This is a genomic window from Microbacterium sp. NPDC060132 (assembly GCF_042729675.1).
GTDB lineage: Bacteria > Actinomycetota > Actinomycetes > Actinomycetales > Microbacteriaceae > Microbacterium > Microbacterium sufflavum.
This window is the reverse complement of record NZ_JBHWXU010000001.1, coordinates 3,371,673-3,390,339: the sequence shown is the minus strand read 5'-3', so window position 1 is coordinate 3,390,339 and position 18,667 is coordinate 3,371,673. Positions and strand designations below refer to the sequence as shown.

Here is an 18,667-nt window from a genome sequence, read left to right as displayed (position 1 = left end):
AAGGCGGCCCCGACCAGCTCGCCGAGAAGATGGAGAACCTCGACGAGCACCTCGCCGAGCAGCGCGCCGAGACCCTGCGCGCCGGTCTCGCCGACTACGAGCTGGACGACGAGGATGCCGCGCTCCTCGCGGGCGTCTCGCTGGGCGAGGACGGCATCGAGTTCCTGCCCGCGCTGCCGGTCGTCGCGATCGTCGGACGGCCGAACGTCGGCAAGTCGGCGCTCGTGAACCGCATCCTCGGTCGTCGTGAGGCCGTGGTGGAGGACACCCCCGGGGTCACGCGCGACCGCGTCACCTACAAGGCCGAATGGAACGACCGGCGCTTCACGCTCGTCGACACCGGCGGCTGGGAGCCCGACGCCCGCGGCATCGACCGCTCGGTCGCCGCGCAGGCGGAGGTCGCGATCGACCTGTCCGACGTGGTGCTGTTCGTGGTCGACGCGATGGTCGGCGCCACCTCGACCGACGAGCACGTGGTCAAGCTGCTGCGCAAGAGCGGCAAGCCCGTGTTCCTGGTCGCGAACAAGATCGACGACGCCCGGCAGGAGCCGGAGGCCGCCGCGCTGTGGAACCTCGGTCTCGGTGAGCCCCACCCGGTCTCGGCCATCCACGGCCGCGGCGTGGCGGATCTCCTGGATGCCGTGCTGAAGAAGCTTCCCGAGATCTCGGCGGTCGCGAAGCAGGAGATCGGCGGGCCGCGACGTGTCGCGATCCTCGGTCGCCCCAACGTGGGCAAGTCCTCGCTGCTGAACAAGGCGGCGGGGGAGGAGCGCGTGGTCGTGAACGACCTGGCCGGCACGACGCGCGACCCGGTCGACGAGGTCGTGGAGCTCGGCGGCAAGATGTGGCGTCTGGTCGACACGGCCGGTATCCGTCGCCGCGTGCACATGGCGCAGGGCGCGGACTTCTACGCCTCGCTGCGCACGTCGGCCGCGCTGGAGAAGGCCGAGGTCGCCGTCGTGGTCCTCGACGTGTCGGAGACGATCAGCGAGCAGGACGTGCGGATCATCGACCTCGTGCTGGAGTCGGGCCGCGCGCTCGTCCTCGCGTTCAACAAGTGGGACCGCCTGAACGACGACGACCTGGAGAACGCCGACCGCCGCCGGTACCTCGAGCGCGAGATCGAGCAGGACCTCGCGCACGTGGCGTGGGCTCCGCGGGTGAACATCTCCGCGAAGACCGGGCGACACCTCGACAAGCTGGTGCCCGCGCTGGAGACGGCGCTCGAGAACTGGGACCGCCGCATCCCGACCGGCAAGTTCAACGCCTTCCTCGCCGAGCTCGTGGCCGAGCACCCGCACCCGCTGCGCGGGGGCAAGCAGCCGCGCATCCTGTTCGGCACGCAGGCCTCGACGCGTCCGCCGACGTTCGTGCTGTTCACGACTGGGTTCCTCGACCCGGGCTACCGCCGGTTCATCCAGCGGCGCCTGCGCGAGCTCTACCCGTTCGAGGGGACGCCGATCGTCATCAACATGCGCGTGCGGGAGCGCCGCCAGCGCTGACGCGTTCCGGCGTGTGTCGCCGGGTGGCGCCGCCACCCCGATGCTGTGAAAAGCTGAGGGGGTGACAGTCGTACCCCCCGCTCCCGGCGAACCGCGTCGCCCCGAAGGACCGCGCAACCCCGGCGACGCCTGGGTGGTCGCAGACACGGGGGAGCGCTACTGGGGGCGGTTCGGTGCGGCCGGTCTGCTCGCGGTCGACGCGACGCGCGGGATCCTGCTGCAGCACCGCGTGTCGTGGAGCCACTTCGGCGGCACGTGGGGGTTGCCCGGCGGTGCGCTGCACGAGGGCGAGTCGGCGATCGTCGGAGCGATCCGGGAGGCGCAGGAGGAGGCGGGCGTGCCGGACGGCGCCGTGCGTCCGCGCTTCACGAGCGTGCTCGACCTCGGCATCTGGTCGTACACGACGGTAGTCGCCGATGTGCGCAGCCCGTTCGACCCGGTGATCAGCGATCCGGAGAGCGTGGCGCTGGAGTGGGTCCCGGTCGACCGCGTGGACGAGCTGCCGCTGCACCCGGGGTTCGGGGCGGCGTGGCCGATGCTGCGCGCTCAGCTCGATGTGTTCCCGGCCGTGGTGGTCGACGGGGCGAACGTGGTCGGGTCGGTGCCCGACGGCTGGTGGAAGGACCGAGCAGGTGCGGCCGCGCGCTTGCGTGACCGGCTGGCCGGGCTGGCGGTGCCCGCGGACGACCTGGGGCTCGACGGAGACGACTGGTACCCGGAGGTGGCGCTCGTGGTCGAGGGTCGTGCCCGCGACATCGGGACCGAGGCCGCGGAGACCGGTGCCGCCGAGGCCGGAGTCGCGGAGCCGGCGCTGGCGGTCGTGCGGGCCGAGGCCGCGGGCGATGATGCGATCGTGGCCGAGGTCGAGCGTCGGGTCGCGGGGGCGCAGCGGGTGCTGGCGGTCACGAGCGACCGGGAGCTGCAGGCGCGGGTCGAGGCCGCGGGCGCGCAGGTGCGGTCGAGCGGGTGGCTGCGGAGGCTGCTGGACGCCTGACGCGTGCGGACGAGCGGATGCCGCGGGGTCAGTCGGGCGGGGTGTCCCGGCCGCGGAGGCGGTCGATCTCGCGGCGCTCGCGTTTGGTCGGGCGACCGGCACCGCGGTCGCGCAGGCCGAGCGCGGCCTGCGGTTCGCGTTCGGGTGTGCGGTCTTCGTAGGCGAGGGCGGCGAGTGGGGCGCCGACGCGTTTGACGAGCAGCTGCCGGACGATGAGGATGCGGTCGAACCCCGAGATGCGGATGCGCAGCTCGTCGCCGATGCGGACCGTCTGCGCGGCCTTGGCCTTGTCGCCGTTCACGCGCACATGCCCCGCACGGCATGCGGTGGTCGCGGCCGACCGGGTCTTGTAGACGCGGACGGCCCACAGCCAGCTGTCGACGCGGACGCTGTCAGCCATCACGAGGCCTTCCGTGCGAGGACGACCAGGGTGCCCGCGATGAGGAGCCCCTGTCCGAGCGTGTAGGTCGCCATCACGGCGGGGCTGCTCCAGGCCGGGAGAGCATCGGGGAGGAAGAGCCGGAACGCGAGGATCGTGTCGCTGGCGAGGAAGAACGCGCCGCCCACCGCGACGAGGGGGTGGCAGCGGGCGGCCATCGCCGCCGTGCCGCCCAGCAGCAGCCCGTAGGCGGCGACGGCGATCAGCAGGGGGCCGGTGTGCGGCCCGAGCGTGAGGATCATCGCGACCCACCACGCCGCGTACACCAGCGTCCACCAGGGCAGCCGACGCCGGGCGAGGTGCCTCGCGAACAGCACGATGTACGCCACGTGCGCGAGGCCGAAGAACCCGAGCATGAGCGGAAGCTCGGGGGCGGCGGGGAACAGCGCCCCCGCGCCGTCGCCCAGCCAGGAGAACAGCAGCGCCGCGAGCGCGAGCACGAGGGCGGAGCGCGGCCGGAGGCGTGGGGCGGCCACGAGCACCGGTACCGCGAGCAGCGGCATGAGCAGCAGCTTGGTCGGAGCGGCCAGGTCGTGGTCGAGCGCGAGCAGCACGACGTGCAGCAGCGACACCGCGACGTACGGCGCGAACGCCCACACGATCGGGCGGGGGAGGGTGCGGCGGCGCATCCCCTCATCGTATGGCCGCGGCGGTATATCCGGGGGCGCGGGGGTGTGCCGCGGGGTGGTGGTCATGCGTCGGTGCGGGAGGACAGGTCGAGCGTCACGAGAACCCGTCCGGGCTTCATGACCGTCTGCTCCGTGAAGCCTGCGCCGAGGAAGGTGTTCAGCGTGCCGTGGAACAGGTCGTTCGCGCGCTGCTTCTCGCCGCGGGTGTCGACCGGGTACCCCTCGACCAGACGCGCTCCGGAGGCCGCGGCGTAGTCGACCGCCGCCCGCAGCAGTGCCGCGTTGAGTCCGGTGCCCCGGTGCTCGCGGCGCACCACGAAGCACGTCACCGCCCACACGGACGGGTCGTCGAACGGCTCGGCGGACGACGCGGCGATGATGCGCGTGCGGGGGATGCGGGCCTGGGCGGTGCGCGGTCCGATACGGATCCAGCCCGCGGCCTCGCCGTCGACGTAGGCCACGAGCCCGGGCGGTGGACCCTCGTCGATCTCGGCCCGGAACATGTCGGTGCGCTGCGGCGTGGTGGTCGTGTTCCAGTCCTTGTTGCTCAGCATCGGCCAGATGCACTGGCAGCTCGCACCGTCGCCCCCGCCCGTGAGAGCGTGCTGCACGTCGTCCCAGCGGTCGGACGTGGCGAGTTCGGTGGTGATCGTCGGCATGACCGCGACGGTACGCGGTGGCTCCGACACCCCGCAACGCCCCGGTTCGCGAGAGGGCCGCGGGTACGGCTAAGATAGGGGAGTTGCCTGCGCGAGAGTGCAGAACAACGGGCTGTGGCGCAGCTTGGTAGCGCACTTGACTGGGGGTCAAGGGGTCGCAGGTTCAAATCCTGTCAGCCCGACCAGAAAGCCCCGGTGAGAGCATCCTTCTCACCGGGGCTTCGTCGTTTCCGGCTTTGCGGATCTCGCACCGCTGCGGCGGAGAGGCGGACAACGCCGGTGTGTACCCGCCGTCAGGGGAGGTGCGAGTGCGCGCCCAGGGCGTGCCACGTGCGGTCGTGGTAGACGAGGGCGCGCTCGGCGTCCCGGGCGATGTGCGCCTGCAGGCCGTGCGCGGCGACGACGGTCGAGCCGCCCGCCTCCATCCGGCTCACGACGGCGCAGCGCACCCAGGCGCGGGCTCCCGCGAACACGGGCTCCCCGGTGGCGAGCGGGGCCCAGGCGTTCGTATCGGCGAACCGGTCGATACCGCTGGTCGCCCCTAGGCGCGCGAGCTCGATGTCGTCCGCATCCAGGAGGTGCACCACGACTGTCGCGGCCGAGGTCAGGGTCTCCGCCGCCGACGACAGCGCCGACACCGAGAACACCAGCAGCGGAGGATCCACGCTCACCGACGACACCGACGACGCCGTGAGCGCCACGGGGCCGTCCGCCCCCTGCGCGGTGATCACGGCCACGCCTCCCGGGTGCCCGCGGAACACGGCCTTGAACGTGTCGGCGCCGACCGACAGCCGGTCCAGCACGTCGGAGGCGGCACGCTCGCGGGCGGGGGACGAGGACGAAGCGGCGGGGGCGGTCATGCCACGACGGTACGCACGGCCCCCGCGACCGCGCACGTGCACTGCAACACAGCGACACGCGCCGCCACATACCGTCGCTCCGGCTCTCACACGGAAGACCGCTCCTTACATGGGCGTCTGCGTCGATCGTCCTCTCGGACCGTCCCTCGACCGCGGCACTCGCGTTCCGCTCGCGTCATCCGCCCGTGGTCAGTGCGCGAGCAGCGATTCCAGCGCCCGGCGGTGCGGGGCGAGCCACGCGGACACGAGGCGCGTGCGATCCTCGACCTCGGCGGCCGGGAACGCGAGGCCGCGCACGGGTACCGTCGCGCCGAGCTCGACCAGCAGGGGGCGCAGCGTGTGCTCGACGGCGAGGGTGTGCGCGGGGGAGCCGATCGTGAGGACGGGCACGGCGACCACTCCGTCCAGCCCGCCCGTGTCGACGCGGTCGAGGAACGCCTTCAGTAGTCCGGTGTAGGCGGCCTTGTACGTGGGGCTCGCCACGACCACGACATCCGCCGTCGACACCTCTTCGACCAGGGCGTCGATCTCGGGGTCGGGCACGACGAAGACCCGGTCCGCATACGCCGCGAGCTCGATGGTGGGCAGCACCTCGGCGCCCGTGAGGTCGGCGAGCTGCGCCGCGACCTCCTCCGCGACGCTCGTGGTGCGGGAGGACGGGTGGGGGTTCCCCACGAGGACCGCGATCGACGTCATGAATCGATTTCAGCCCGGCGGGCCTGGCCCGGGCAAGCGCGGCGACGCGTAGCGTCACGAAACCCGAGGACGCGCCCAGGTCCCGGGCGCGGGTCAGCGGTCGCGGGCGTCGTCCGTCGTGAAGCCCTCGCGCGCCGCGCGCTCCTCCAGCGTCTCCAGCTCCTGGAACAGGGTGATCTGCCACCCCGCTGGGCCCTGGATGCGCGCGTTGAGGCTCCGGAACGGCGTCTGCACGGGTGGCGCGATCAGGGCGGCACCACCCTCCTCGGCGGCCGCGACGGCCTGGGCCGTGTCGTCGACCTCCAGGGCGATGCGCAGCGCTCCGGGCGTGTGCGGTGCGCCCTCCACCTCGTCGATGTTCGCGGCGTGCGTCGGCGTCGCGAGCTCGATGGTGGCGATGCCTGCGTGCAGGATCGCCACGCGGTCGTCGCCGTCGGTCGCGTAGGCGAGCTGCTCGGGCATGCCCAGCACGTCGCGGTAGAACCGGAGGGCGGTGTCGAAGTCGTCGGTCTCGATGATCAGCCGCAGCTGCGTCGGGGTGGGGGCGGGGGTGGTCGCTGTCATGCCCTCATCCTGCCCCCGTCCGCGCGCGCCGTCACGGGTTCCGACGCCGCCGGAACCTACCCGCTGCGGCCGGCCCGCTCAACCCCCTCGGCACCGGGAACCCCGGGCGGCACACTGGGCGGACCGATCGAAGGAGGAGACATGGCATCGACACCCGACGACGTCGGCGGTCAGCCGCTGCGCGACGGCGACGCGACCACCGAAGCAGACCCGCGGGACGATCCGGCGCAGGCGGAATGGGAGCGCACGGAGGCCCTCGACGACGGCGCCTCCGCCGACGAGCTCGACACGGCGACCGCGACCGGTCGCGACCCGGACGAGATCCCCGACCCCGACGACGAGGTCCCCGCGGATGACCTGCCCGGCTCCGGCCCGCAGCCCGAGAGCCAGGGCGAGGACCCGGTGCTCGCCGACCTCGGCGACGAGGGACAGGGCGACCTGGGCCCCGGTGACGTGTGATGACCGTCACCGCCGTGGTCACGCGGTCGAAGAACGGCCAGTGGGTGAACGAGGCCGAGGGTGCCCCCGAGCTCTCGCGCAGCTACGCCAGCCGGGATGAGGCGATCGAGGAGGGGGAGGCGCTGGCGTCGGAGCACGGCGTGCGCCACACGGTCGAGATCAGCGAACCGACCGGCACGATCGTCGACCAGGACGACAGCGTCTGAGCCCTCAGCGCAGGCGGCCGAGGTCCTCGCGGTCCCGCGGCTCCTCGCCGTCCTGCGGCTGCTGGAGGTGCCCGCACTCCGGGCACCTCCAGCCGCCGGGCACCGCGAGCATCACCACGTCGTCCTCGGGACAGTGCGGTGCCGTGCGCGCGGCGTTCGTCATCGTCTCAGGGTAGAACCACCGGACCGCGGGCGGATAGCGACCTTCGTCCGGGATCACGCGAGCAGGATGAGCTCCCGCGTGCTCCGGGTCATCGCGACGTAGCGGTCCACCGCGCCGGTCAGGTCCTCGCCGAACCGCTCGGGGTACACCAGCACCACGAGGTCGAACTCCAGTCCCTTGGCCGAGGTCGGCGTGAGCGAGCGCACGCGGGCGGTCGGGGCGAACGAGGAGTCCCCGATCACGCAGGCCACACCGTCGGGGTTCGCCGCGAGCCAGTCGTCGAGCACGGCGGGCAGCTCGGCCACGGCACCGGTCCGCACCGGGATGCCGCTCTCGCGCACCGAGGTCGGGACGTTCGCGTCGGGCAGCGCCGCGAGGATTCCGGGGGCCGCGACCGCCATCACCTCCGCGGGGGTGCGGTAGTTCACCCCGAGGTGGGCCACGCTCACCTCCCGCACGCCGACCCGGGCGAGCCGCTGCTGCCAGGTCTCGGTGAAGCCGTGTCTCGCCTGGGCGCGATCCCCGACGATCGTGATGCTGCGCGAGGGGCACCGGGCGAGCAGCATCCGCCACTGCGCATCCGTGAGCTCCTGCGCCTCGTCGACCACGATGTGCCCGAACGGCCCGGCGAGCTCGTCCGGCGGCAGCACGGGCGGTGCGTCCACGCCCACGAGCACGTTGCGGGCGTCCTGGCCACGCAGGATCGACATCACCTTCATCTCGCTGTCGTCGTCCTCGATCAGGTGGTCGACCACGTGCGACATCTGCTCCTGCGCCGAGGCGATCACGGCGTTGCGGCGGTGGGCGGCTCGCACGGCCTCCGGGTCGCCGATGCGCCGGTGTGCCGCGTCGAGCAGCGGGAGGTCGGCGTCGGTCCAGGCATCCGGACGGTCGCGCTGCAGCAGCGTCACCTCGTCGGGGGTCAGCGCGGGGGCGCACGCCCGCAGGAACTCGGGGGAGCTCCACAGCCGAGCCACCACCTCGCCCGGTGTCAGCAGGGGCCACGCGCGCACGAACGTGCCGGTCAGCTCGTCGTCCTGCCGCAGCCACCGTCGCACCGCGTGGGGCGGCACGTCGTCGTCGTCGACCTGTTCCACCAGCAGTTCCAGCAGCTCTTCCCACACCTCGTCGCGCGCCTCGTTGTGGGTCGCGGCGGGGTCGGCGCCCGCGAACACCTCCGCCCACTCCTCGCGGCTGAGCCACAGGTCGGCCCACGGGGAGTCGAGGCGCGTCGCGTGGCCGGGCGGCCGCTCGAACGCGGCGGCCGCGGCGGCAAGCACCGCCTCGGGGTCGAGCGCGGCCTTGAGCGCGGCGATCCTCTGGTCGGCTTCGGGCGGGGCCGTCGTGCCTTCCGGGGTGAGGTCGCGGAGGGTGCACAGCCGCACGGTGTCCTCGCCGAGGCTCGGCAGCACGTCTTCCACGTAGGCGAGGTAGTGCGGGTTCGGGCCCACCAGCAGCATCCCGCCCGCGCTCGCGGTGAGGTGCGGCTCGGCGTAGAGCAGGTGGGCCGCGCGGTGCAGTGCCACCACGGTCTTGCCGGTGCCCGGACCGCCGTCCACCACGAGGGCGCCGCGGGACGGGGTGCGGATGATCGCGTCCTGGTCGGCCTGGATGGTCGCCAGCACGTCGCGCATGCGGGCGGTGCGGTGCGTGCCGAGGCTCGCGATGAACGCGGACTGGTCGTCGAGGGAGGCCGCGCCGTCGAAGCCGTCGGCGGTCAAGGCCTCGTCCCAGTAGTCGCTGATGCGGCCGTCCGTCCACCGGTATCGGCGGCGGGAGATCAGACCGCGGGGGTCCTCCAGCGTCGCGGCGAAGTAGGGCTCGGCGGCGGGCGCACGCCAGTCGATCAGCAGCCGGGTGCCGTCGGAGGCGGCGAGCCCGGTGCGGCCGATGTAGACGGGCTCGCCGTCGGCGGGGGTCATGCGGCCGAGGCACACGTCGATGTCGAAGCGTTCGAGCACGCGCAGGCGCGACGACAGCCGCCGGATCTCGAGGTCGCGGTCCACGGCGGCGCCCCCGGAGCCGGCGCGCACGCGACGGACGTCGTCGAGCCGTCGGGCGACGTCGGCGCGCTGACCGTCGAGTTCGGCCGCGATGCGCTGGAGGTGTCGGCGATCGGCGTCGATGAGGGCGGGAGCGGTCTTGGCCTGTTTCTCGGGGGAGAGGTGGAAGGGGTCGATGGGCATGAATCTCCTTCGCGTTCCACGCGCCGGAGCGCGCGCAGACCGTCGATTCTGCCCGCGGGGTGGGGCCTTGCGGCAAGCCCCCACCGCGGAGATATCCTGGAAATGCAGGGAGAGACGGGGGACTCACCATGGCCCATCGGATCGGCTACCTCATCGGCAGCCTGGCGTCGGACTCGATCAATCGCACCCTCGCGAGGGCGCTGGTGCGCCTCGCGCCGCCCAGCCTGGAGCTGGAGGAGATCCCCATCCGCGGCCTTCCCCTCTACAACCGCGACGACGAGCTCGAGCCGGTCGAGGCGGTCACGGAGTTCAAGCGCGCGGTGGAGAGTGCCGAGGGCCTGCTGTTCGTGTCGCCCGAGTACAACCGGTCGATCCCCGGCGCGCTGAAGAACGCGATCGACTGGGGCTCGCGCCCGTGGGGTCACAACTCGTTCGCCCGCAAGCCGAGCGGCATCATCGGTGCGTCGACCGGGGCGATCGGTACGGCCGTCATGCAGTCGTCCATGCGCAGCGTGCTGAGCTTCCTCAACGCCCCGCAGCTGAACGCGCCGGAGGCGTACATCACGTTCCGGCCCGAGGTGTTCGGTGCGGACGGCGAGGTGCACGACGAGGGCACGAGAGACTTCCTCGCGCACTACATGGAGGAGTACGGGGCGTTCGTCGAGCGGGTGCTGTCGCTCACCGCGCCGGGACACGTCGGCGACCGCTGACGCCCGCCTCCGTCAGATCGGCGGGGCGTCCACGAGGGCGCGCAACGCCAGGGCGTCGTGCGGGGCGTGACCGCGGGCGTCGTTGTCGAAGTACACGAACACGTCGCGCGGGCGGCCGTCCGCGGCGCCCGACCCGTCTGCCCACGCCCGGATGAGCGTCGCCCACTCGCGCAACTCGGCGCCGGTGTACCCGCTGTGGTACAGCATGCGCGCGCCGTGGAGTCGGATGTACACGTGGTCCGCGGTGAGCGCGTCGAACCTCGGCCATCGCCCCGCGGTGTCGGCAACCACCAGCGCGGTGCCGTGCGCCTGCAGCAGCGTCAGGCTCGCGGGGTCGGCGAAGGTGGCGGAGCGCGGTTCGAGCGCGTAGCGCAGCGGCCGGTCGGCGTCGATGTCGAGCCACGCGCGGTCACGGAGGCGTTCGTCGTGGCCGCGGGCGAGTTCGAGCGCCTCCCCGGTGGTGCGGGGGAGCGTGTCGAGGAATGACTCCAGGAGCGCCGGCACGAACTTCTGGCGCTCCGGCAGCTGCCACAGGATCGGCCCGAGCCGTTCGCCGAGCGCCAGCACGCCCGAGGCGAAGAAGTTCGCGAGGGCCTGGTCGACCGCGCGCAGGCGCAGCATGTGCGTGACGTAGCGCGACCCCTTCACGGCGAACACGAAGTCGTCCGGCACGCTCGACGCCCACGTGCGGTAGCTCTCCGGTCGTTGCAGCGAGTAGAACGAGCCGTTGAGCTCGACCGAGGGGAACTGCTCCCCGATGTACTCGAGCTCGCGGCGCTGCGGCAGGCCGCGGGGGTAGAAGTCGCCCCGCCAGCGGGCGTAGCGCCAGCCCGAGACGCCGATGCGGACGCGCCCGGTGACGGGTCCCCCGGTCACGGTGCCGCCTCCGCGAGGGGGTGCGTAGCCGTCAAGCCCCTTGCCGCTGGCCGACGGGCGTTACAGGGTGGGAGCATCCGCCGAACGAGAGGAGACGCGATGTCCCTGAGCGACCAGCCGATCGACGAGGTCAAGCCGGAAGCCGACCTGCAGGAGCAGGAGCGGCCCGATCTGGAGGTGCCGGACGACCCGGAGGTGACGACGACCGGTGAGCCGGACGTGCACTCGGTCGAGGCCGACCCGGCCGATGCGGCCGAGCAGCGGCACGAGGTGCCACTGGACGACGACGACCTCGACGACGCCGACGCCGACGACGACGTGCTGTAGGGCGATGCGGCACGCGCGGCGTCCCCCGGGTGCGCGCGGTGAGCGGGTGCCGAGTCTGTGGAACGCGCCGGTGGGATGAGAGGCGCCGCGGGAGCGGTGAAGGCCCCGCGGGTGCCTCCCGTCCGACGCGGGGCGCGAGTCGTTCGGAACACGGTCGTCATGGGGGGCGACGCTAGCCCCGCGGCGGCGTGTGCGGGCCGGGGTTGACCGCGGCTCTGCCGACGGCTAGTCGGGGACGGCTGACGGGCGAGGATGTGGGGCGCCGTGGCGCGGGGTATGCCCTCTCGACCGGACCGCCCCAGCACGGTGCTGTCGAGAGGGCTCACCGTCCTTCCCGGACGGTTGGGGAGGCGGCGAAACTTCCGCTGCTCTCGATGGCTGATTCCCCAGTTCCTCAGCCTGTAGCCCCCGCTACGAAGAGCAGAATATCGCTTAATCGCCGTGTCCGCCATTTGGGGGACAAAGAAAGTTGCGAGGAGGTTTTCGCCCGGGGTGTCTGTCGGGTCCGGTGGCGGTTTCGTAGGGTGGGGGAATGGACAGGATGCTCGTGTTCGCCGGTCAGGTCGCGCTCCCGCTCGGGCATCGGATCGAGGTGACCGAGCACGATGAGGGAGAGGGCCGAGAGCCGATCGTGCTGTCGGTAGTCGACCTCGACACGGGGATCCGGTACCGGCGCGGCGAGGAGGCGCGCGGCGCGCTCTCGCGCTGGATCGGACGGGTTCTGGAGTGCACGGTCACGGTCAGCGGCGGCGTGACGCGCACGGCGCTGCTCGTGGACCCCGTCGGGCCTGCGGCGAGCGAGGCCGGGGTCGCGCTGCGGGGAGCGGATGCGGCGGTGGAGGCGGCGAAGGCGGAGGCCGACCGCTGGGGTGGCACCGACCGCCCGCCGGCCGAGGAGCCCGAGCGCTTCTGGTGACGCACGCGGGCCGCGCGGGGCCGGGGCGGGTGCCTGGTGCGGTCGGCGGACGTCCTTCGCTTCTGAGGGGCCTGCGCTGTCGGTGCCCGGGTCATCGGAAGTCCCGCGATCGGTGGGCCACGCCGGTCTGCAGATCCTCGAAGGCGTCGGCGAGCACGTTGACCACACCCTCGGGTGAGCGTTCGAGGATGCCGCGGATGATGAGTGCCGGCGACTCGCGGGCGATCCGGCCGAAGCGGCCCCAGACACCGGTGGAGCAGATCACGTTCACCAGACCGCTCTCGTCTTCGAGGTTCACGAAGGTGACCCCGGCCGCTGTCGCCGGTCGCTGTCGGTGGGTGACCAGCCCGGCGACCTCGATGCGTCGTCCCGTCTCGTGCTTCTGCAGATCGGCCGCGGTCAGCACCCCGCGGGTCTGGAGGGCTGCGCGGAAGTGTGCCATGGGGTGGTCGTCCGTCGAGATGCCCGTGGCCCAGAGATCGGCCGAGAGCCGTTCGTAACTCGTCTGGTCGGCGAACAGGGGAGGCTGCACAGCCACGGTCGTCCCCGGCAGGAAGCGGGAGCGGTCGTCGGCCGCGGCCCCGGCGAGCCAGATCGCCTCCCGCCGTTCGAGGCCGAGGCACGCGAAGGCGCCGGCGGTGGCGAGGGCTTCCAGCTGCGCCGCCGTCGCATCGGTCCGCCGCACCAGGTCGTGGAGATCGCGATAGGGGCCGTGGGCCTCACGCTCGGCGACGATCCGTTCCGCCAGCGGCACGCCGATGCCGCGGATGCCGCTGAGCCCGAGTCGCACCGCGAACCGCCCGTCCCTGCGGTGTGCCGCCGACTCGTCCGGCGCGCTCCGGTCGAAGCGCAGGACTTCCGGTTGCGGATCCGCCAGGCAGCTCTCCCTGCCCGTGGGCCCGGTGCCGCCGTCCGCGGCGACGGGTTCGAGCAGCTCGGTGGCCCCGGACAGGTGCAGATCGGGGCGGCGCACCTCCACCCCGTGCCGGCGGGCATCCGCCGTGAGTGTCGCGGGGGAGTAGAACCCCATCGGCTGCGACCGCAGCAGCCCGGCGAGGAAGGCCGCCGGGTAGTGCAGCTTCAGCCAGGAGCTCGCGTAGACGAGGAGCGCGAACGACAGCGAGTGCGACTCGGCGAAACCGAAGTTCGAGAACGCCTGGATCTGCGCGTAGATGCGGTCGGCGTCGTCGTCCACGAGTCCTCGCCTGGCCATCCCTGCGTAGAGCTTGCCCCGCACCTTCTCGATCTTCTCCAGCCCTCGTTTGGACCCCATCGCCCGCCGCAGCAGGTCCGCCTCGTCGGCCGTGCAGTCGCCCACCGCCGTGGCCATCTGGATCAGCTGCTCCTGGAAGATGGGGATCCCCAGGGTGCGCTTCAGGATGTCCTCCAGGTCGCTGTGCGGGTAGGGGATCGGGAAGTCCACCGGCGCCTCGCCCCTGGCCTCCCGCTCCCTGTTCTCCTCGTCCGTCCGGTCCTTCGCCATCTTGCGCCGCACGAACGGATGCACCGCGCCACCCTGGATGGGTCCGGGGCGGATCAGGGCGATCTGGATCGCGAGGTCGTAGAAGCGGCGGGGCTGCAGGCGGGGCAGCAGGCCGATCTGCGCTCGGGACTCGACCTGGAAGACGCCGATCGAGTCGGCGCGGCACAGCATGTCGTACACCCCGGCCTCCTCCTTCGGCAGGGTCTCCAGCGTCCATTCCTCGCCGGTGGCCTCGCGCACGAGGTCGAAGCAGTGCTGCAGGGCCGCGAGCATGCCGAGGCCGAGCAGGTCGAACTTCACCAGCCCCATGAAGGCGGCGTCGTCCTTGTCCCACTGGATGACCGTCCTGTCCTCCATGCGGGCGTGCTCCACCGGGACCACCTCGCCGACCGGGCGCGCGGTGAGCACCATGCCGCCGGAATGGATCCCCAGGTGACGGGGGGCCTTGAGCAGCTCGGCGGCGTAGTCGAGCACGGTGTCCGGGATGTCGTGGCCCTCGACGGGCTCGAGCCCCGACCCCCACCCGTCGACCTGCCGAGACCACGAGTCCTGCTGGCCCGGTGAGTACCCCAGGGCCCTGGCCATGTCGCGGACCGCGTTCTTCGGCCGGTACTGGATGACGTTCGCCACCTGGGCCGCCCGCTCTCTTCCGTACTCGCGATACACCCACTGGATGATCTCCTCCCGGCGCCGCGAGTCGAAGTCCACGTCGATGTCGGGCTCCTCCGTGCGCGTGGTGGCGAGGAACCGCTCGAACGGCAGCCGGTAGAGGATCGGGTCGACCGCGGTGATGCCCAGCAGGTAGCACACCGCGCTCGCCGCAGCGGAGCCTCGCCCCTGGCAGAGGATCCCGCGGCGACGGGCCTCGGCGACGATGCCGTGCACGATCAGGAAGTAGCCGGGGAAGTCCTTCTCCTCGATCACGTCGAGCTCGCGCTCGATGCGGCGGTGGCCGTCGGCGTCCAGCCGGGGGTACTTCGTCGGCACCGCCGCCCACACCAGGTGTCGCAGCCAGCTCATGGGCGTGTGGCCCGGCGGCACGTCCTGCCGAGGGAGGGCCGGGCGTGCCATGCGCAGCGGGAAGGCGGAGGCGGCGGCGATCTCGAGCCCGTGTGAGATCGCTCCGGGGTAGCGCGCGAAACGTGCCGTCATCTCGGCCCCGCTGCGCAGGTGGGCTCCGCCGTGCGCGGGCAGCCAGCCGTCGAGCTCGTCCATGCTGCGCACCGCCCTGACCGCGGCCACGGCCTCCGCGAGGGGAGCCTGCATCGGCCTGGCGTAGTGCACGTTGTTGGTCGCCACGACCGGCAGGCGCATCCGCCGCGCGAGGTCGGCGAGAGCGTCGTTGCGCCGTGTGTCCAGGGGCTCTCCGTGGTCGAAGAGCTCGACGGCCACGCTGTCGCTGCCGAACAGGTCGACGAGTCGTCGGAGCGGGGTGGCGGCGTCGCCGGCGTCGAGCCCTCGCCGGACCGCGCCCTTGCGGCAGCCGGTCAGGATCGTCCAGTGTCCGTCCGCGCGGGCGGCCAGGTCGTCGAGGTCGTACACGGGGCGTCCCTTCTCCCCGCCCCGCAGCTGGGCGGCGGTGATCGCCCCGGACAGCCGGTGGTAGCCCTCCATGCCGCGGGCGAGCACGAGCAGATGCTCGCCGGGCGGGTCGGCGGCGCCCTGCGGGGCGAGCGGCAGGTCGAGCGACAGTTCGGCTCCGAACACGGTCTGCAGCTGCACCTCCATGTGCTCCGCGAGCTCGGCGAAGCGCGCGGCGCCGTAGAACCCGTCGTGGTCCGTGAGGGCGAGTGCGCTCAGGCCCAGGTGCTCGGCTTCGGCCAGAAGGTCTTCGGGGGAGGAGGCGCCGTCGAGGAAGGAGTAGGAGGAATGCGCGTGCAGCTCGGCGTAGGGCACGGCGTCGTCCGGCCGCTTCGGCAGGGCGGGAGGGAGGCGCTTGCGGCGTCGGCTCACGGGTCCGGGGTCCGCTCGTCGCCCGGGGGTCGCGGACGGCAGGGCCGGATCGCCGCTGAGGGTGCGCTCGAGCTGATCCCAGCTCAGCGGCGGGTTGTGCCATCCCATCAGCGATACCTCCCTTCGGCCCACCAGCGCTCGCCGGCGTGGAAGACGAGCCAGGCGCGGTCGCGGTCGTCGACGATCTGGAGCCGATGCCCCCGCTTGCCGCCCCCCGGAGCCCACCGGCGTTCCTGCACCGGCCACGGCCCCGCCCAGGCCTGCACCCCGGCACCGTCGATGCGGGCGGGGTCGTTCGACAGCGCCCCGCGGTCGTCCACCGTGAGGACGCTCCCGTCGACCCCGACGACGCCGACCGGGCGGGGAGGGCGGAAGACCTCGGACGGCAGCGGATCGGGGAGGCTGCCCGGCCAGGGCGACCCGGGGTCCCGCGGGGGCACCACTCGTTCGCCCCACGGGGTGAGCACCTGACGGTCGGCCAGCCAGCGCCCACCCGACACGGCCGCCGTGACCACGCCCTGATGTCCGAGCATGGTCTGCACCCGGGAGACCGCGTGGTGCAGGCGCTCGTCGGTGCCCGATCCGAAGAGGCCGGGCTGATGGTGTGCCGCGTCGTCCACGGCGACGGGGAGGATGCGGACCGCCGCGATGCCGCCGAACGCCCTCGCCTCGTCCACGGGTTCCTTCGCGGTCAGCGCCGCCAGGGACTCCAGTTGCCAGCGCACCCGGTCGACGAGGTCGGAGGCGTCGAAGCACGTCGGGTGCAGCCAGGTGCGGGAGAAGACCTCGCCGCCATCGTCCGTCAGATCGATCCGCACCTCGGTGCAGACGACGGAGGCATCGGCGAGGGCGAGCAGTACGGCGTCGGCCGTTTGCCGCACGGCGAAGGCCACCTGGTCGGCGCCGCCCAGGGGGGTGTCGAACTCGATGCTCCGCGCCAGCTCGGGGTCGGGCGGACGCGGGGTCAGCGGGCGGGAGTCGGCGCCGGAGGCGAGGGCGTGCATCCGGGCTCCCTGTTCGCCGAAACGGTCGCGCACATCGAGCGGGTCGAGGGCGGTGAACGCGCCGAGGGTGCGCACCCCGAGTCGCAGGAGGAGCCCGCTGAGCTGCTCGTCGCGGAGCACCTGGACGGGGTACGGTGCCAGGAAATCCCGGGAGGCGCCGGGCGGGACGACCGTGCAGGGGGCCGTTCCCCGTGCGGCGATCTCGGCCGTGAAGGGGCCGTCGGCGACCCCGACGCGCACCTCGGGGTAGCCGGCGTCGGCCAGGATCGCGGAGAGCGCCGCCGCCGCCTCCGCCTCGCCCCCGTGGTAGCGCGAGATGCCCCTGGCTCGCAGGATCGCGAGGCCCGGGCGCAGGAGCGTGACCCCGGGGGCGTGTCTCTCGATGACCTGCAGCACCGGGGCGAAGGCCCGTTCGTCCTTCCCCGGGTCGTGCGGGAGGACCCGGAGCGAGGAGAGCAGTCCCTGGGCGACGCGGCGACGTTGGCCGATGCGGACGCCGTGCGCTCGGGCCGAGGCGGTGCACGCGACGACCGTGTTCGCCTGCACCAGGGCCGTGGGCGGATGCGGCTGCCCGCCACCCAGGGCCGCCCGCAGGGGCCAGTCCGGGAACCACAGCACGAGGACGCGGAGGGGAGCGTTCATCCTGCCTCCGCCCAGAAGAGGAGCTCCGACGGGGCGGAGGTGCCCGACGCCTCCGGTTCGACGGAGAGCGGGGGCAGTGCGGTCAGCTCGGCCACCGCCGTCTCGACGGCACCGTGTCCGCCGGGGAGCCGCACCCGCACACTCGAGGCGCGCGGACTGTGCCTGGTCCGGGCGGTGACCGTCACCGTGCAATCGGAGAGCAGGCCCCACCCCTCTCCGAGCCCGTGCCAGTCGGGGTCGTGCAGGCGGATGGTGCCCTCGCTCTGCGCCCACCGCCCCGCGCCCGGTTCCTCGGCGACCAGCAGGGTGGAGCCGCGGTCGCGCAGTCGAGCACTCAGCCGTGCGACATCCGCATCCCGGGCCCTCGACTCCGGCTGGACGACGATCAGCGGCACCACTTCGGCGAGGGCGGAGGTCACTGCGAGCCAGCGGTCTCCGGGAGACGGGACGAGGATGAGCCTGGTCAGGTCGATGCCGTAGGCGGCGGCGGCCTCCACCCCGAGGGTCGGCATGCCGATCACCGCGCACCAGTGCCCTTTGCCCGAGGCGGCACTGAGCAGCGCCAGCACGAGGGCCGGGGAGGGGGAGACCGTGTAGGAGGTGCCGGTCTGGAGTCCCTCCTCGGGCAGCAGCGCAGCGAAGGCGGGGTCGAGGGGGAGCAGGGTGTGCTCGCTGCGCCGCCGCTGCATCCGGCTGATCTCGCGGCGCAGCCGCAGCACCTCTCCGGCGCGGTTGTCGCTGGTCGGAGAGAGCGCGGTCATCGCATCGAGCCCGATCCCCATGCATCCATCCTCGAAGATATGTACGAATAAAGCAAGTGACGTGAACGACGCTAATTCGTACATCGGACATCCGCGAAACCCTGTCCACAGGGGGTCATCGGCGCGCATGCTGCTCGCCTAGCCTGCCCGGATGGATCTCCGACTCGCCCTCATCGGCCTGGTGCACGGCGCCCTCCTCGGCGTCGGCGGATGGCTGGTCGTGATCGACGCCCGCACGCACCGTCTCCCCAACCGCATCGTGCTGCCCACGCTCGCCGCCCTGCTCCTGCTCGTCACCGGGGATGCCGTCGCGACGGGTCGGCCCGAGCCGATGATCCGTGCCCTGCTCGGCGGCGTCCTGCTCGGTGGCTTCTACCTGGTGCTGCGCGCGATCAGTCGCGCCGGCATGGGCGGGGGAGACGTCAAGCTCGCGGCGGTCATCGGGCTGCTGCTCGCGTGGCACGGCTGGACGGCGCTCGCGCTCGGCGCGGCGTCCGCGTTCGTCCTCGGAGCCCTGTACGCGCTCGTGCTGATGGCGCTGCGGCGCGCCGACCGGGCGACCAGGATCGCGTTCGGACCGTGGATGATCGCGGGAGCCGTCCTCGGTGTCCTGCTCGGCTGAGCGGCCGGGCGCCGCG

20 protein-coding genes and 1 tRNA gene are annotated in these 18,667 nt (G+C 72.8%); 9 read left to right on the top strand and 12 right to left on the bottom strand.

Annotation, left to right across the window (positions count from 1 at the left end):
• The first annotated feature begins 29 nt into the window (after nt 1-29).
• Both der and ACFWCH_RS16420 read left to right on the top strand, forming a co-directional pair.
• The gene (gene der, locus ACFWCH_RS16425; RefSeq protein WP_206253550.1) at nt 30-1,502 is read left to right on the top strand and encodes a ribosome biogenesis GTPase Der; all 1,473 of its coding nucleotides are present in this window, start codon (nt 30-32) and stop codon (nt 1,500-1,502) included.
• A gap of 61 nt (nt 1,503-1,563) precedes the next feature.
• Nucleotides 1,564-2,496, top strand: a complete 933-nt coding sequence (locus ACFWCH_RS16420) for an NUDIX hydrolase (protein ID WP_247638896.1) — start codon at nt 1,564-1,566, stop codon at nt 2,494-2,496.
• A 28-nt stretch (nt 2,497-2,524) separates the two neighbouring features.
• On the opposite strand, the gene ACFWCH_RS16415 is transcribed toward ACFWCH_RS16420, so the two are convergent.
• The 3 genes from ACFWCH_RS16415 to ACFWCH_RS16405 form a co-directional block, all read right to left on the bottom strand.
• The gene (locus ACFWCH_RS16415; protein WP_136045540.1) at nt 2,525-2,896 is read right to left on the bottom strand and encodes an RNA-binding S4 domain-containing protein; all 372 of its coding nucleotides are present in this window, start codon (nt 2,894-2,896) and stop codon (nt 2,525-2,527) included.
• Nucleotides 2,896-3,564, bottom strand: a complete 669-nt coding sequence (locus ACFWCH_RS16410; protein ID WP_247638897.1) for a lysoplasmalogenase family protein — start codon at nt 3,562-3,564, stop codon at nt 2,896-2,898. Before ACFWCH_RS16410 ends, ACFWCH_RS16415 begins: the two co-directional genes overlap by 1 nt.
• 62 nt (nt 3,565-3,626) lie before the next feature.
• Nucleotides 3,627-4,223, bottom strand: coding sequence for a GNAT family N-acetyltransferase (locus ACFWCH_RS16405; RefSeq protein ID WP_378803822.1), 597 nt, complete (start codon nt 4,221-4,223; stop codon nt 3,627-3,629).
• Between the two features lie 108 nt (nt 4,224-4,331).
• Here ACFWCH_RS16405 and ACFWCH_RS16400 point away from each other — a divergent pair.
• Nucleotides 4,332-4,408: transfer RNA gene (locus ACFWCH_RS16400), tRNA-Pro, on the top strand.
• Nucleotides 4,409-4,516: 108 nt separating this feature from the next.
• On the opposite strand, the gene ACFWCH_RS16395 is transcribed toward ACFWCH_RS16400, so the two are convergent.
• The 3 genes from ACFWCH_RS16395 to ACFWCH_RS16385 all read right to left on the bottom strand — a co-directional run bounded on the left by ACFWCH_RS16395 (nt 4,517) and on the right by ACFWCH_RS16385 (nt 6,343).
• A complete protein-coding gene (locus tag ACFWCH_RS16395) occupies nt 4,517-5,083 on the bottom strand; it encodes a flavin reductase family protein (protein ID WP_378803821.1) in 567 nt (188 codons plus the stop codon).
• Nucleotides 5,084-5,272: 189 nt separating this feature from the next.
• Entirely contained in the window at nt 5,273-5,779 is a 507-nt protein-coding gene (locus ACFWCH_RS16390) for an NADPH-dependent FMN reductase (RefSeq protein ID WP_378803820.1), read from the bottom strand.
• Between the two features lie 93 nt (nt 5,780-5,872).
• On the bottom strand, nt 5,873-6,343 hold the full coding sequence (locus tag ACFWCH_RS16385) for a VOC family protein (RefSeq protein WP_378803819.1): 471 nt from the start codon (nt 6,341-6,343) through the stop codon (nt 5,873-5,875).
• Between the two features lie 141 nt (nt 6,344-6,484).
• Between ACFWCH_RS16385 and ACFWCH_RS16380 the strand changes: the two genes are divergently transcribed.
• Both ACFWCH_RS16380 and ACFWCH_RS16375 read left to right on the top strand, forming a co-directional pair.
• Complete coding sequence (locus ACFWCH_RS16380; RefSeq protein ID WP_136031249.1) at nt 6,485-6,802, top strand: sugar ABC transporter ATPase; 318 nt, start codon at nt 6,485-6,487, stop codon at nt 6,800-6,802.
• Nucleotides 6,802-7,008, top strand: coding sequence for a DUF2188 domain-containing protein (locus tag ACFWCH_RS16375; RefSeq protein WP_136045527.1), 207 nt, complete (start codon nt 6,802-6,804; stop codon nt 7,006-7,008). The genes ACFWCH_RS16380 and ACFWCH_RS16375 overlap by 1 nt, the downstream gene beginning before the upstream one ends.
• Before the next feature lie 4 nt (nt 7,009-7,012).
• On the opposite strand, the gene ACFWCH_RS16370 is transcribed toward ACFWCH_RS16375, so the two are convergent.
• Nucleotides 7,013-7,171 carry a hypothetical protein gene (locus ACFWCH_RS16370; RefSeq protein ID WP_168442822.1) on the bottom strand — a complete coding sequence of 53 codons (159 nt, stop codon included), beginning with the start codon at nt 7,169-7,171 and terminating at the stop codon, nt 7,013-7,015.
• A 53-nt stretch (nt 7,172-7,224) separates the two neighbouring features.
• Complete coding sequence (helR, locus tag ACFWCH_RS16365; protein ID WP_378803817.1) at nt 7,225-9,357, bottom strand: RNA polymerase recycling motor ATPase HelR; 2,133 nt, start codon at nt 9,355-9,357, stop codon at nt 7,225-7,227.
• Nucleotides 9,358-9,485: 128 nt separating this feature from the next.
• Here helR and ACFWCH_RS16360 point away from each other — a divergent pair, with 128 nt between their 5' ends.
• On the top strand, nt 9,486-10,067 hold the full coding sequence (locus ACFWCH_RS16360) for an NADPH-dependent FMN reductase (RefSeq protein ID WP_136031252.1): 582 nt from the start codon (nt 9,486-9,488) through the stop codon (nt 10,065-10,067).
• 12 nt (nt 10,068-10,079) lie between these two features.
• Here ACFWCH_RS16360 and ACFWCH_RS16355 read toward each other — a convergent pair whose 3' ends face one another.
• Nucleotides 10,080-10,943, bottom strand: a complete 864-nt coding sequence (locus ACFWCH_RS16355) for a DUF72 domain-containing protein (RefSeq protein WP_378803816.1) — start codon at nt 10,941-10,943, stop codon at nt 10,080-10,082.
• A gap of 99 nt (nt 10,944-11,042) precedes the next feature.
• On the opposite strand from ACFWCH_RS16355, the gene ACFWCH_RS16350 reads away from it, so the two are divergent.
• On the top strand, nt 11,043-11,270 hold the full coding sequence (locus ACFWCH_RS16350; protein WP_136031254.1) for a hypothetical protein: 228 nt from the start codon (nt 11,043-11,045) through the stop codon (nt 11,268-11,270).
• Between the two features lie 532 nt (nt 11,271-11,802).
• A complete protein-coding gene (locus ACFWCH_RS16345) occupies nt 11,803-12,186 on the top strand; it encodes a hypothetical protein (protein ID WP_206253268.1) in 384 nt (127 codons plus the stop codon).
• Between the two features lie 91 nt (nt 12,187-12,277).
• On the opposite strand, the gene ACFWCH_RS16340 is transcribed toward ACFWCH_RS16345, so the two are convergent.
• The 3 genes from ACFWCH_RS16340 to ACFWCH_RS16330 are packed head-to-tail and all read right to left on the bottom strand — an operon-like array spanning nt 12,278 to nt 18,050.
• Nucleotides 12,278-15,730: an error-prone DNA polymerase gene (locus ACFWCH_RS16340; protein ID WP_378803815.1), complete on the bottom strand. Its 3,453-nt coding sequence runs from the start codon at nt 15,728-15,730 to the stop codon at nt 12,278-12,280.
• Nucleotides 15,730-17,268: a DNA polymerase Y family protein gene (locus ACFWCH_RS16335; RefSeq protein ID WP_136031258.1), complete on the bottom strand. Its 1,539-nt coding sequence runs from the start codon at nt 17,266-17,268 to the stop codon at nt 15,730-15,732. The genes ACFWCH_RS16340 and ACFWCH_RS16335 overlap by 1 nt, the downstream gene beginning before the upstream one ends.
• Nucleotides 17,265-18,050 (bottom strand): hypothetical protein, encoded by a 786-nt coding sequence (locus ACFWCH_RS16330; RefSeq protein WP_136035397.1) that lies wholly within the window; start codon nt 18,048-18,050, stop codon nt 17,265-17,267. The genes ACFWCH_RS16335 and ACFWCH_RS16330 overlap by 4 nt, the downstream gene beginning before the upstream one ends.
• A 130-nt stretch (nt 18,051-18,180) precedes the next feature.
• Here ACFWCH_RS16330 and ACFWCH_RS16325 point away from each other — a divergent pair, with 130 nt between their 5' ends.
• Entirely contained in the window at nt 18,181-18,651 is a 471-nt protein-coding gene (locus ACFWCH_RS16325) for a prepilin peptidase (RefSeq protein WP_378803814.1), read from the top strand.
• The last annotated feature ends 16 nt before the right edge of the window (nt 18,652-18,667 follow it).